We start from the raw sequence: 13814 nt of genomic DNA, 5'->3' as shown, positions 1-13814 counted from the left end.
ATCCGGCGCTGCCCTCGAGGAGGTAGACAGACATGCCGAAAGCCCTACGGCTTGCGCTTGCCCCGGTGTTGGGGGTGGTGCTGTGCGTCGCGCTCGGGTTGCTGGTCAGCCGACCAGCGCTCGGTGACGCCGAACGCGCCCGGACCGCGGAGCGCTTCGGGTTCGCCGTACAGAACCTCAACTCCACCCCACCCGACGCGCGGTACATGCGGCCGGTCGCCCCGGCGCTGTGGGGGCTGCGCTCGTGGATCTCCGCCGTCGGCGCGGCCGTCGGCCTGGCCGACCTGACCGGGCAGGGCCGGGCCACCGACGCGTGTCTGGTCGACCCCCGCGACGACTCGGTGACGGTGCGGCCGGTGCCCGGCGCGGGCGGGCCGGCGTACGCCCCGGTCGAGCTGCTCCCGACCGGGCTGCCGTACGACGCCACGATGGCGCCGATGGGCTGCGTGCCGGCGGACCTCGACGAGGACGGCGACCAGGACATCATCGTCTACTACTGGGGCCGCACGCCGGTGCTGTTCGTCAACACGGCCGGCCCCGCCACGACCCCGACCGCGGCCACCTTCCGGGCCGTCGAGATGGTCGTACCGATGCAGGTCTGGAACTCCACCGGCCTCAACGTCGCCGACGTCGACGGGGACGGCCACCTCGACGTGATGGTGGCCAACTACTTCCCGGACGAGGGCAAGGTCCTCGACCCCGCCATCACCAACGAGGCCCGCATCGCGATGCAGGACTCGATGGCGCTGGCCGCCAACGCCGGCATGAACCGGCTCTACCTGGCCCGGCCGACCGGCCAGCCGGACACCCTGCCCGTGCTGACCGACGCCTCCACCGCGATCCCGGAACGGGCCGGCACCTCGTGGACCCTGGCGATCGGCTTCCAGGACCTCACCGGCGACCACCTGCCGGAGGTCTACCTCGCCAACGACTTCGGCCCCGACCACCTGCTGGTCAACCACTCCACGCCCGGCAAGGCGCGGTTCGAGGCCGTGACCGGCGACCGGGACATGGTCACGCCGAAGTCGCTGGTGCTCGGCCGGGACTCGTTCAAGGGCATGGGCATCACCTACACCTACGACCGCGGCAGCGAACTGCCGATGATGGTCGTCAGCAACATCACCACCCCGTTCGGGCTGCACGAGAGCAACTTCGCCTTCGTGCCCGACGGCAAGGGCGAGGACCTGCTGCGCGGCAAGGTGCCGTTCCGCAACGACAGCGAACGGCTCGGCCTGTCCCGGTCCGGCTGGGGCTGGGACGTCAAGTCCGGTGACTTCGACAACGACGGTGTCGACGAACTGGTCCAGGCGACCGGCTTCATCAAGGGCGAGGTCAACCGCTGGCCGCTGCTTCAGGAGCTGGCGATGGGCAACGACGGCCTGACCCGGTTCCCGGTGTCGTGGCCGGTGTTCGGCCCCGGCGACGACCTGTCCGGGCACCAGCACAACCCCTTCTGGGTACGCGGATCCGACGGCCGCTACACCGACCTGGCCAAGGACGTGGGCCTCGGCGCGCAGGACGTGTCCCGGGGATTCGCGTTCGGCGACGTCAACGGCGACGGCAAGCTCGACATGCTGGTGGCCAACCAGTGGGAGGACTCCCGGGTCCTGATCAACGAGGGGCCGGCCGGGCCGGGCGCGTTCCTGCGGCTGGAGATGCCGGCCGGTGCCGGCACCCGCCCGGCGATCGGCGCCAAGATCGAGGTGCACGACCCGGAGGGCGTCCGCCGGACCCAGTTCTTCCCGGCCAACGGGCACGCCGGCGTCTCCGCCGCCGAGGTCTCCATGGCCCTGCCGTCGGCCGGCGCGACCCGGGCGACCATCACCTGGCGGGCCGGCACCACGGTGCACCGGGCCGACGTCCAGCTGACCGCCGGCCGGCACACGATTCTGCTCACCCCGAACGGAACGGCGGAACTGCGATGACGACGACGGCCGCACCCCCCACCAGTACGCCGGCCGACAGGCCGGAGCCGGTCGGTGGCGGCACCACCACCGAACCCGCCGTCGCGGCGGCCAAGCCGCCGACCCCGCCCCGGGTCAAGGCGCTGCAACGGTTCGCGCTCTCCATCACCGTGTTCAACATCGTCGGGCACCTCTTCCTCGGCTTCGAGCAGTCGCCGATCACCCCGATCCTCGCCCTGCTGGGCAGCTACGCGACCGCCCTGCTGATGGAATGGGTCGACAGCAGGGCGCGGGGCCGGGTGCCGGAGTTCGTCGGCGGCACCGGCAACCTGGTGACGTTCCTGCTCCCGGCGCACATCGCCGGGCTGGCCTGCGCCATGCTGCTGTGGGGCAACGAGTCGATCTGGCCCTACCTGTTCGCGGTCACCGCCGCCAACGCCAGCAAGTACGTCATCCGGCTGCGCGAGAACGGCCGGCTGCGGCACATGCTCAACCCGTCCAACGCCGGTATCGCGCTGACCCTGGTGGTCTTCCCGTGGGTCGGGATCGCGCCGCCGTACCACTTCACCAACAACATCTCCGACACGCTGGACTGGCTGCTCCCGCTCGCGGTGCTCGGCGCCGGGACGATGCTCAACGCCGGGCTGACCAAGAAGATCCCGCTGATCATGGCCTGGGTCCTCGGCTTCGCGGCCCAGGCGTTCCTGCGCTGGCTGTTTCTCGACCACTCGCTGGTCGGCGCGCTGCTGCCGATGACCGGCTTCGCGTTCATCCTGTTCACCAACTACATGATCACCGACCCGGGCACCACACCCAGATCCCGGCGCGGCCAGGTGATCTTCGGGCTGACCGCCGCCGCGATCTACTCGATCCTGGTCCTGGCCGAGGTCTCCTTCGGACTCTTCTTCGCCCTCGTCATCACCTGCATCCTGCGCGGCCTGATCCTCCTGTTCAGCCCGGCCCGTCGGGAGTCCAACCGGCGGGCGGCCGAGGCCGCCACGGCCGGAACCGCCACCGCCACGGCCGGAACCGCCACCGCCACGGCCGGAACCGCCACCGCCACGGCCGGAACCGCCACCGCCACGGCCGGCACCACCCCCGCCGCCCCGGTTGCCGAGCCCGCGAAGACAGTGGCCGGACCGCCGAAATGAGTACCGAACCGATCGCCATCGTGGGGATGGCCTGCCACTACCCCGACGCCACCGACGCCGGACAGCTGTGGCAGACCGTCCTCGGCCGGCGCCGAGCCTTCCGGCGACTGCCGGAACAGCGGCTCGGTGCCGGCTACCGGGGCACCCCGGACGAGGCGGACACGACGTACGTGACCCACGCCGGTCTCCTGCGGGACTGGTCGTTCGACCGGCAGCGGTTCGGGATTCCCGGACCGCTGTACCGGTCGGCGGACCTCAGCCACTGGCTGGCCCTCCAGACCGCCGCCGAGGTGCTCGCCGACGCCGGCCTGTCCGGACCCGACCTCGACCGGGCCGGGGTCGACCGCGACCTGGTCGGGGTCGTGCTCGGCAACTCGCTGACCGGCGAGTTCAGCCGGGCCGCCACGGTACGCGCCCGGCTGCCGTTCCTGCGCGACGCCAGCGCCCTGGCCATGCGCCGCAGCGGGATCGAACCCGACCGGGTCACCGCCACCCTCGGCGAACTCGAACAACTCGTCGGCGACGCCTTCGCCGCGCCCAACGACGAGACCCTGGCCGGAGCCCTGTCCAACACCATCGCCGGCCGGATCTGCAACCACTTCGACTTCCACGGCACCGGCTACACCGTCGACGGCGCCTGCTCGTCGAGCCTGCTCGCGGTCATGACCGCCTGCCGGGCCCTGCGCGACCAGGAACTCGACCTGGCCATCGCCGGCGGCGTCGACCTCAGCCTCGACCCGCTCGAACTCGTCGGCTTCGCCCGGGTCGGCGCGCTCGCCGTCGACGAGATGCGGGTCTACGACGCCAACCCGACCGGATTCCTGCCCGGCGAGGGCTGCGGGATGGTCGCGCTGATGCGGGCCTCGCACGCCGACCGGCTCGGCCTGCGCACGTACGCCACGATCGTCGGCTGGGGCACCTCCTCCGACGGCTCCGGCGGCCTCACCCGGCCCGAGGTGAGCGGCCAGACCCGGGCGCTGGCCCGCGCCTACCGGATGGCCGGCGTCGACCCGGCCGCGGTCGGCCTGATCGAGGGGCACGGGACCGGCACCGCCGTCGGCGACCAGGTCGAGATGCGGGTGCTGCGCCAGGTGCTGGACCGCGCCGGCACCCCGGCCGCCTTCGGCAGCATCAAGGCCAACATCGGCCACACCAAGGCCGCCGCCGGCGTGGCCGGACTGATCAAGGCGGCACTGGCGACGTACCACCGGATCCTGCCGCCCACCACCGGCTGCGAGGAGCCGCACGAACTGCTGCGCGGACCCGGCGTACCGGTCCGGATCCTCGCCGAGCCGCAACCGTGGACCGACCCGGAGCCGGTCGCCGGCGTCTCGTCCATGGGCTTCGGCGGGATCAACACCCATCTGGTCCTGCGCGGAGCCGGCAGCGGCGTCCCGCTGCCGGCACCCGCCGTCGCCCGCTGGGCGGCCCCGGTGCCGGAGTACGACATCGTGCTGCTGCACGGCCGCGACCGGGCCGACCTCGCCGACCGGCTCGACCTGCTGGCCGCCCAGGCCGACCGGCTCAGCGTCGCCGAACTGCACGACCTGGCCGCCACCTGCCACCACACCGGCGACCACGGCCCGGCCCGCGCGGCACTGGTCGCCGCCCGGCCCGACCAGCTCGCCGCCGCCGCCCGCCGGGCCCGGGAACTCCTGGCCGAACCCGTCGCGGTCGGCATCGACGAGCGGGCCGGGTGCGCGGTCGGCGTCGGCGCGCCGGCCCGGGTCGGCCTGCTGTTCCCCGGCCAGGCCGCGCCGGTCCGCGCCCGGCTGCCGTACTGGCTGGACCGACCCGGCGTGCCGGTGGTCCCCGACGGCGTCGAGCTGCGCGACGGCGACGCCGCGACCCAGGTGGCCCAGCCGGCGATCGTCCGGCAGAGCCTCGCCGGCCTGGCCTGGCTGCACGCGCTCGGCTGCCGGCCGGTCGCCGCCGTCGGGCACAGCCTCGGCGAGATCACCGCACTGGTCCACGCCGGTGCCCTCGACCCGGTCGACGGGCTGCGCCTCGCCGCCGTACGCGGGCGGCTGATGGCCGACTACGGCCGGCCCGGCACCGGCATGGCCAACCTGGCCACCGACGCCGACCGGGTCGCCGCCCTGCTCGACGGCACCGGCGTGGTCGTCTCCGGCCGCAACGGCGCCCACCAGACGACGGTCGCCGGCCCGGTCCCGCGGGTGCGCGAGGTGCTGCGGCGGGCCGCCGCCGCGGGCGTCAGCGGCGTCGAACTCGCCGTCTCGCACGGCTTCCACAGCCCGGCCATGGAACCGGTCGCCGACCCGCTGCGGTTCGCGCTCAGCGGCTTCACCTTCGGCGAGCCACGCGCGACGGTGGTGTCCACCACCACCGGCGCCCCGCTCACCCCGGCCACCGACCTCGCCGCCCTCCTGGTGGAGCAGCTGACCCGACCGGTCGACTTCCTGGCCGCGGTGCGGGACCTGGCCGGCCGGTGCGACCTGCTCGTCGAGACCGGACCGGGCACCATCCTGACCCGGCTGGCCCCCGACTGCGGGGTGCCGCTGCCGGCCGTCAGCCTCGACTGCGGCGGCGGGCAGCGCCAGCACGCCATGGCGACCGCCGTACTCGCCGCCGCCGGCGCCGCCGACCTCGGCCCGTACTTCGCCGGCCGGGGCTACCGGCTGATGGCCGCCGGGCAGCCCGTCGAACTGCTCACCAACCCGTGCGAGACGCTGCCGGTCGACGAGGTCGCCGACGTACGCCCACCGGCCCGCGCCGTCGCGCCCGTGCCGGCCGCCGCGCCCGTCGCCGAGGCCGCCGCACCGGTCACCACCGACGGCGAGCCGCTGACCGTCCTGCGCGAACACCTCGCCCGGACGCTGGAGCTGCCGGTCGCCGCCATCCGGCCGACCGCCGACCTCCTCGGCGACCTGCACCTCAGCTCACTGCAGGTGGTGCACACGGTGAGCGAGGTGGCCCGGATGCTCGGCCGCGACGTGAAGCTCACCCCGGTGCTGCTGGCCGGCGCCACCGTCGCGCAGGCGGCGGAGGTGCTCGCCAGCGCCGACCGGCCGGCCGCATCCGTGGCGGCGCCCGACGCCCCGCCGGAGCCGCCGCCCGGCCCCCGGGTCTTCGCCCACCGCCTCGTCGAACACCGGACGCCGGACCGGCCCGCGCCCGCGGTCGCCTGGCGGGTCGTCGCACCGGACGGGCACTGGCTGGCCGAGCGGCTGGCCGCGCCGGACGACGTACCGGCGACCGGGCTGGCCGTGGCGCTGCCCGAGGTCGATCCCGGCGTGCCGAGCGACCACCTGGCCGGGCCGGTCGCCGAACTACTGGCCCGGATCGGCCGGGAGCGGCCGGAACGGCTGCTCGTGACGCACCACGGCCATCCCGCCGCCGCGGCCGTCGCCCGCAGCGCGGTCGCCGAGTACGGATGCCACGCCACCGTGGTCGAGCTGCCGGCCGACGCCCGGCCCGACGACCTGCCCGCCCTGGTCGCCGACGGCTACCAGGAACTGCGGATCGGGCCCGACGGGAGCCGGCACCGGGTCGAGACCTCGGTCCGGGCCACCGGCGAGGGCGGCGACGCGCCGCTGCGCCCCGGCGACGTGCTGGTGGTCACCGGCGGGGTCGACGGCATCACCGCCGAGGCCGCGTCGGTGCTGGCCGAACGCAGCGGCTGCCGGCTGCTCGTGCTCGGCCGCACCGCCGCCGACGCCCCGGCCGTCGTGGCCGGCCTGGACCGCCTGCGCCGCCGCGCCCCGGCGACGTACGCCAGTTGCGACGTCACCGACCCCGACCAGGTACGGCGGACGCTGGCCGCGGCGGCGGCCGACGGGGTCGTCGCCGGCATCGTGCACGGCGCCGGGATCAACGAGCCCCGCCCGATGTCGGCCGTGGACGCGGCGTCGCTGCACCGGGTGCTGCGCCCCAAGGTCGACGGCCTGCGGCACCTGCTCGACGCCGCCGGCCCCGACCTGCGGCTGGTCGTCGGCTTCGGCTCGATCATCGGCCGGTGCGGGCTGACCGGGCAGCCGGAGTACTGCGTCGCCAACGACTGGATGCGGCTGCTCGTCGAGCGGTGGGCAGCCGCGCACCCGGACCGCCGTGCCCTGGTGCTGGAGTGGTCGGTCTGGTCGGACCTCGGCATGGGGGTCCGGCTGGGCGCCGTCGACAGCCTCGCCCGGCGGGGCGTGGCGCCCATCCTCCCGGCCGACGGCTGCGCCGTCCTGCTCGACCTGGTCGGCGATCCCGGCGCCCCGGTCACGGTGACGGTCACCAGCCGCTTCCCGGCGATGCCGACGTTCGCCACCGCGACCGTCGAGGTGCCCGCGCTCCGGTTCGCCGAGAGCCGCCGCGACCTGCTGCCCGGGGTGGAGGTGGTGCTGGAGAACTCGCTCTCGCTCGGCGCCGACCCCTACCTCGACGACCACCGGCTGGACGGTACGGCGGTCTTCCCGGCCGTACTCGGCCTCGAGGCGATGGCGCAGAGCGCCCGGTCGCTGCGGGGGCCGCGGCCGGTCTGGTCGGTGTGCGACGCGGAGTTCGCCGCCCCGATCACCGTGCCGGAGCGGGCGGAGCGGGCACTGCGCTGCTCGGCCGTCGGCGCGGCGACGAACCCCGACGCCGTCACCGTGACACTGCGCGACGACAGCGACGGCTTCGCCGCCGACCGCTTCCGGGGAACCGTCGACCCGCTGCCGCCGGCCGCGCCGCCCGACGCCGAGGTCGGGCCGGCACCGGCCGGTGCGGCGCCGCACCCCTTCTACGGCGACCTGCTGTTCCACAGCGGACGGTTCCGCCGCCTGGTCGGCTACGACCGGCTGTCCGCGTTCGAGGTACGGGCCTGGGTGGGCGCCGACCAGGCGGGCCGCTGGTTCTCCGCGTTCCACGGCGACGAGTTGCTGCTCGGCGACCCCGGCCTGCACGACGCCAGCATCCACGTACTGCTCGCCTGCGTACCGCACCGGCGGGCGCTGCCGGTGGGGGTGGACCGGTTCACCGTGTGGCACCGCCCGGACGGCCCGGTCCTGGTGACCGCCGTCGAGCGCCGGCACACCGCCGACGACTACGTCTACGACGTCGAGGCCCGGGACGCCGCCGGCCGGGCGGTCGCCGCCTGGGAGGGGCTGCGGCTGCGCGCGGTGGGCCGGCCCCGGCCCGGTCCGCTGCCGGTGGCGGCGGTCGGCCCGTACCTGGCCCGCCGGCTCATCGAGTGCGGGGTCGCGGACACCGTCGACCTGTCCTCGGCACCGTCCGACGCCGACGTCCCGGGGGTGCTCGGCGCGGTCGCCGGCGGACCGGTCGGCCTGGAATGGCGGTGGGCCACCGACGAGGTACCGGCCACCGGCGACGCCCCGGCCGGCGAGGGGGAGGGGTGGCAGCACCAGCTCGCCCGGGATGTCGCGGACAAGGCCGACGAACCCTTCGCGCAGGCGCTCGGCCGGGTCACCTCCGCCTGGGCCGCCCTGCGCCAGCTCACCGGCGGTACGCACGACCAGCCGCTGCGCGTCGACATCGTGGTCGACCCCGGCACCGTCGTACTGCGGGCGAACGGCACGCAGGTGCTGACCGCGCGGATGTCGCTGGTCGGCGCCGACCGGCCGGCGATCGCGGCCGTCGCGGTGGCCGTGGAGGGAAGGTGACATGACATGTCCGTGTACGTCTACCGGCACCTGGTGACCCTCGACGAGACGAACCTGGTGGGCAACGTCTACTTCGCCCACTACCTGCACTGGCAGGGGCACTGCCGGGAACGCTTCCTGGTCGACCACGCCCCCGGGGTGATGGCCGCGCTGAAGTCCGGGGAACTCGCCCTGGTCACCATCTCCTGCGGGATGGACTACTACGCCGAGTGCTTCGGGCTCGACCTGGTGGAGGTGCAGATGACCCTGCGCGACACCGGCGGCAACCGGATCGCGATGGACTTCAGGTTTCGCCGCGGTGACGAGACGGTGGCCGTCGGCCGGCAGACCGTCGGTTGCCTGCGCCGGGCCGAGCCGCATCCGGTGCCGGTCCCGGTGCCGGACGAACTGGTCCGGGCGGCGGCGGCGTTCCCGTCATGATCTTCACCGCGAAAACCTGTAGCTGCCGGTCCCGGCGTACGCGGGGGTCCCGGTTCGCCCGGCAAGCTGCGGTCGCGCTGCCGGCAACGGTTGGATCGGTCCGGCGACCGTCACGTCATGGTTCTACCTGAATCATTTCTGTGATTGACTAACTACCCCTTTGAGGAGCAGATCAGAAAGTCGCCGGGCGCACGTCCGGCCGATCCGCGTGGGTGCGTCACGGGGCGCGGCCGGACCGGGCACGGTGGACGGTCGGTGGCCGGACGGCACGTGATTCGCCCGCGCGACCGGCCGGGGGCGTGCCGATCGTTGGAGGGCAGGTCGTTGGTGGACAGGACGCTGGCGGGCAGGGTCGCCGTCGTCGCGGGTGCGACGAGGGGCGCCGGCCGGGGCATCGCGGTGGAGTTGGGGGCGGCCGGTGCGACGGTGTTCGTCGCCGGGCGGTCGACCCGGCAGGCGCCGTCGGCGATGAACCGGCCGGAGACGATCGAGGAGACCGCCGAACTGGTCGACCGGGCCGGCGGGCGCGGCATCCCGGTCCGCGTCGACTTCTGCGAACCGGCGGAGGTCGACGCGCTGCGCGACCGGATCCGGTCCGAGGTGGACGGGCGGCTCGACATCCTGGTCAACGACGTCTGGGGCGGCGACCCGCTGGTCGAGTGGGGCAAGCCGTTCTGGGAGCACGACCTCGACCGGTTGCTGACCGCCTGGCGCAACGGCGTGCAGAGCCACCTGGTGTCGCTGCACCGCCTCGTCCCGCTGCTCATCGACCGGGGCGGACTCCTCGTCGAGATCACCGACGGCGACCGTGAGGACTACTACGGCTCGCTGTTCTACGACGTGGTCAAGGCCAGCGTCCGCCGTCTCGGCAAGGTACTGGGCGAGGACCTCGGCAAGCACGGGGTCACCGCGGTCTCGCTGACGCCCGGCTTCCTGCGCTCCGAGGCGATGCTCGAGGGTTTCGGCGTCGCCGAGGGCAACTGGCGGGACGCGGCGAGGAAGGACCCCCACTTCGCCATCTCCGAGACCCCGCACTACGTCGGCCGGGCGGTGGCCGCACTGGCCGGCGACGAGAAGGTCGCCCGGTGGAACGGGCAGGTGCTGTCCTCGTGGCAGCTCGCCAACGAATACGGGTTCACCGACGTCGACGGGTCCCGCCCCGACTGGGGGAAGTACCGCGTCGACGTCTTCGAGAACGGTCGCAAGGACGTCGATCCGGAGGACTACCGATGAGCGCAGAGGTCACCAAACCCCCCACGGGTGGCACCGCACCGTCCGGGGCAACCGACACCGATTCTGGCGGCGGCGGCGGGCTGCTGCTCTGGGTGCTCTGCCTGGCCCAGTTCATGCTCATCCTCGACGTCGCCGTGGTCGCGGTGGCGATGCCCACCGTCCAGGGCGACCTCGGCATCGCCCCCGGCGACCTGATGTGGATCGGCACCGCCTACTCGCTGACCTTCGGCGGCTTCCTGGTCGTCGCCGGGCGGCTCGCCGACCTCCTCGGTGCCCGGCGGATGGTGCTGATCGGCCTAGCGGTGTTCGCCCTCGGCTCGCTCGGCTGCGGCATCGCCGTCAACGGCTGGACGCTCTTCGTCTCCCGGGCGCTGCAGGGCATCGGCGCGGCGATGATCTCGCCCGCCGCGCTGTCGCTGGTGATGACGAGCTTCGGCGAGGGCGCCGGCCGGGCCAAGGCGCTGGGCATGTGGGGCGCCGTCTCCGCCGGCGGTGGCGTCGTCGGGCAGCTGCTCGGCGGTGTCCTCACCGACCTGGCCTCGTGGCGGCTGATCTTCCTGATCAACCTGCCGTTCGCCGCGCTGGTGGTCTTCGCCGTGCTGCGCCAGGTCGCCGCCGACCGCCCCGGCCAGTCCCAGGGCCGCACCGACCTGACCGGCGCCGGCCTGCTCACCGGCGGCATGGTGCTGCTCGTCGCCGCGGCCGGACAGGCCGCCAACGGCTTCGGCCCGTTCGTCGCGGTGAGCGCGCTCGCCGGGCTCGCAGTGCTGGTCGCCTTCCTGCTCGTGGAACGGCGGGTGGCGAACCCGATCGTCCCGCTCGGCCTCTTCAGCAACCGGCACGTCAGCCTCGGCAACGTCATCTGCTTCGCCTCGGCCGGCGCCACCATGGGCACCGTGTTCTTCGCCGCCCTGGTCATGCAACAGGTGCTCGGCGCGTCGGCGCTGGTGGCCGGCCTGTCGTTCGCGCCCGTCTCGGCGGTCATCACGATCGTGGCGCTGAAGTCGGGCGCCGCCGTCGCGAAGTTCGGGGTGAAGGCCGTCCTGCTGGTGTCCGCGGCACTGAACGCGCTCGGCATGATCCTGCTGGCCAGCGCCCCCGCCGACGGCAGCTTCCTGCTGAACGTCGTACCCGGCCTGGTCGTCTTCGGCATCGGCGGCGGCCTCGGCTTCGCGCCGGCGATGTTCGTCGCGACCACCGGGGTCGCCAACGAGCAGCAGGGCCTCGCCTCCGGGCTGCTCTCCACGGCGCAGCAGATGGGTGGCGTCGTCGTGCTGGCCGTCCTCAACCTGATCGTCGTACGGGTGATCGTGGCCAACGGCGGGCCGGAGTCGGCGGAGGCGGCCATGGCCGGCTACCGGACCGGCTTCCTGTCCGCGCTGGTGCTGCCCGCCCTCGTGGCGATCTGCGTGCTGGCCCTGCCCCGCCAGCCGGCAGCGCCGGCACCGGTCAGCCCGGCCCCGGCCCCGGCCGGCCCGGCCGACTGACGGCACCACACACGCGAAAAGGTGGGGTGGTCACCTCGGTGACCACCCCACCTTCGTCGTACCGTCAGGTGAACACGTGCGGGGCGGGCTCCTCCTCCGCGGTGACCTCCGGGCTGAGCCGGCCGTAGCAGCGGGAGAGCCGCAGCACCGGATCCATCAACGTGCTGTCGACCCGGCCGTTGCGCCACACGCTCGGCTCCACGTGCACGTGCACGACCCGGCCCAGCACCAGGTTGCCGTTGCCCACCGGGTGGATGCCGGCGACCTCGCACTCCATGTGCGCCTTCGCCTCCCGGACCCGGGGCGGCCGGACCCGGACCGACGGCACGGGGGTGACCCCCACCTCGAGAAACTCGTCCTGGTCGGGGCCGAAGTGTGCGCCGGAGTTGTCGAGCTTCTCCAGCAGCCCCTGGTCGGCCAGGTTCACCACGAACTGGCCGGTGGCCCGGATGTTGCGCAGCGTGTCCTTCTCGCCGATGGAGCTGAACGCGACGTGCGGCGGGTGGTCGGCGACCAGGCTGAAGTACGAGTACGGGGCGAGGTTGCGCCGGCCGGCGGGCGACACCGTGGAGATCCAGGCGATCGGCCGGGGCACCACCAGCGAGGTGATGAGCTGGTAGACGTCCGGCTTCGACCAGTCGGCTGGATCGACTTCCAGGGGCTCGTCCAGTTCCCTGGGGGCGAGCGCGGGCTGGATGGTCATAGCGACTCCAATCGGCGGGTCAGCGCGACATCCGGGTCAGCCACCGGTCGCCGAACTGCATCAGCGGGCAGTAGTTGGCGGCCCTCATGTGGCGCATCTTCCGCAGGGTGCTCGTCGCGTTCTGGGTCGTCGTACCGGGCTGGACCAGGGACCGTTCCCCGCCGACCAGCACGGCCGCGAGCGTGATGTGCCGTTCGAGGTCGAGCAGGTCGGCCTCCAGCACCTCGTCGCGGGCGTCGGCCAGCTCGGGGCGGGTCAGCATCAGGTCGGCGTACGGCTCGGGCACGGCGGTGATCAGTTCCTCGACCGCGGCCCGGTAGCGGCGGTGCTCGATCTGCATGACGCCGGTGAGGTTGATCGGCACGTACGGCGGCGACATGGTCGGGCGGACCACGTCCTGGTAGTACTTCGCCGGCATCGCACCACTGTGGATCATCGCGGCGGTGAAGCCGCGGATCAGGACGGCGGCGTCGGCCAGGGCGGCCGCCGCCGGCCCGTCCGCGCCGGCCCGGGCGTGCTCCACCGCCCGGTGGATCAGCGCGGCGGCGTAGACGTTGAGCACGAAGTAGTAGTGGTGGACCAGGAACCAGCGGTCCATCCAGTCGCCGTCCGGCCGGTACGCCGCGGCAGACCCCGCCGGGTCGTCTGGCGCCGCCGTGCCGGCGGCCGTACCGTTTGGCGCCGCCGTGCCGGCGGCCGAGCCGTTCGGTGCCGACGGCTGGGTCGGCGGCGGTCCGGCCGGTACGTCGGCCGGGGGGCCGTCGGGGGTCGAGCCGTTCGTCCCGCCGGCCGACGCCGGCCGCAGCAGCCGGAAGAGCAGCGACATGCTGGCGACCTCGGCGAGCACGTCGTTGATCTCCAGCATGGTGAGGCGGAGGTCGGCGAGCGTACGGAACACCGCCACGGCGGTCTGCGCGGCCTGCTGGTGCGGTGTCAGCGGGGTGTGCCGGACCCGGAAGTAGTCGGAGTGCACCGGGACCGGGGGCGGCAACCGCCACGGCTCCTCGACCGGGGCGATCGCGTCGAGCCGGGCGGCCAGCGCGGCGGTGCTGTCCACGGCGAACTCGAAGCGCCGGGCGACCTCGGTGCTGTTGCCGCCGCGCTGCATGGCGTCCATCAGCATGCCGAGGCTGGCCTCGGCGCTGGCCCACACCGCGCGGGTCGACGCGTCGAAGCGGGCCCGTTCCCACTGCACCGGATAACCGACCACCAGCAGCGGTACGCCGCCGGACGGGGCGGGCTCGGCCGGGTCGACCATGACACTGCTCCTCATCGCAGAGGCGGGGACGCGCCTGAGGCCCGTCCCCGCC

Annotated in this window: 8 protein-coding genes; 6 read left to right on the top strand and 2 right to left on the bottom strand. The window is 74.0% G+C overall.

All coding sequences use genetic code 11. From position 1 onward, the window contains the following. Positions 1-32 precede the first annotated feature (32 nt). From AB0I42_RS01355 to AB0I42_RS01330, 6 genes are all read left to right on the top strand, one after another. Positions 33-1925 (top strand): VCBS repeat-containing protein, encoded by a 1893-nt coding sequence (locus AB0I42_RS01355; RefSeq protein ID WP_357533062.1) that lies wholly within the window; start codon positions 33-35, stop codon positions 1923-1925. After that, positions 1922-3055, top strand: coding sequence for an enediyne biosynthesis protein UnbU (locus AB0I42_RS01350; protein WP_357533060.1), 1134 nt, complete (start codon positions 1922-1924; stop codon positions 3053-3055). The genes AB0I42_RS01355 and AB0I42_RS01350 overlap by 4 nt, the downstream gene beginning before the upstream one ends. Further along, positions 3052-8661, top strand: coding sequence for an SDR family NAD(P)-dependent oxidoreductase (locus tag AB0I42_RS01345; RefSeq protein WP_357533058.1), 5610 nt, complete (start codon positions 3052-3054; stop codon positions 8659-8661). Before AB0I42_RS01350 ends, AB0I42_RS01345 begins: the two co-directional genes overlap by 4 nt. A 6-nt stretch (positions 8662-8667) precedes the next feature. After that, positions 8668-9081 (top strand): acyl-CoA thioesterase, encoded by a 414-nt coding sequence (locus AB0I42_RS01340; protein WP_357533057.1) that lies wholly within the window; start codon positions 8668-8670, stop codon positions 9079-9081. A 324-nt stretch (positions 9082-9405) separates the two neighbouring features. After that, the gene (locus AB0I42_RS01335; RefSeq protein WP_357533055.1) at positions 9406-10314 is read left to right on the top strand and encodes an SDR family oxidoreductase; all 909 of its coding nucleotides are present in this window, start codon (positions 9406-9408) and stop codon (positions 10312-10314) included. Continuing rightward, the gene (locus AB0I42_RS01330; protein ID WP_357533053.1) at positions 10311-11801 is read left to right on the top strand and encodes an MFS transporter; all 1491 of its coding nucleotides are present in this window, start codon (positions 10311-10313) and stop codon (positions 11799-11801) included. Before AB0I42_RS01335 ends, AB0I42_RS01330 begins: the two co-directional genes overlap by 4 nt. 64 nt (positions 11802-11865) lie before the next feature. Here the strand turns inward: AB0I42_RS01330 and AB0I42_RS01325 are convergent, their stop codons facing one another. Together AB0I42_RS01325 and AB0I42_RS01320 are read right to left on the bottom strand one after the other, a co-directional pair. Beyond that, entirely contained in the window at positions 11866-12504 is a 639-nt protein-coding gene (locus AB0I42_RS01325) for a flavin reductase family protein (RefSeq protein ID WP_357533051.1), read from the bottom strand. A gap of 19 nt (positions 12505-12523) precedes the next feature. Then, a complete protein-coding gene (locus AB0I42_RS01320) occupies positions 12524-13762 on the bottom strand; it encodes a hypothetical protein (protein ID WP_357533049.1) in 1239 nt (412 codons plus the stop codon). Positions 13763-13814 lie beyond the last annotated feature (52 nt).

It is taken from the genome of Polymorphospora sp. NPDC050346 (genome assembly GCF_040655695.1).
In the GTDB taxonomy this organism is placed as follows: domain Bacteria; phylum Actinomycetota; class Actinomycetes; order Mycobacteriales; family Micromonosporaceae; genus Polymorphospora; species Polymorphospora lycopeni.
This window is presented reverse-complemented; position numbering and strand designations above follow the sequence as displayed.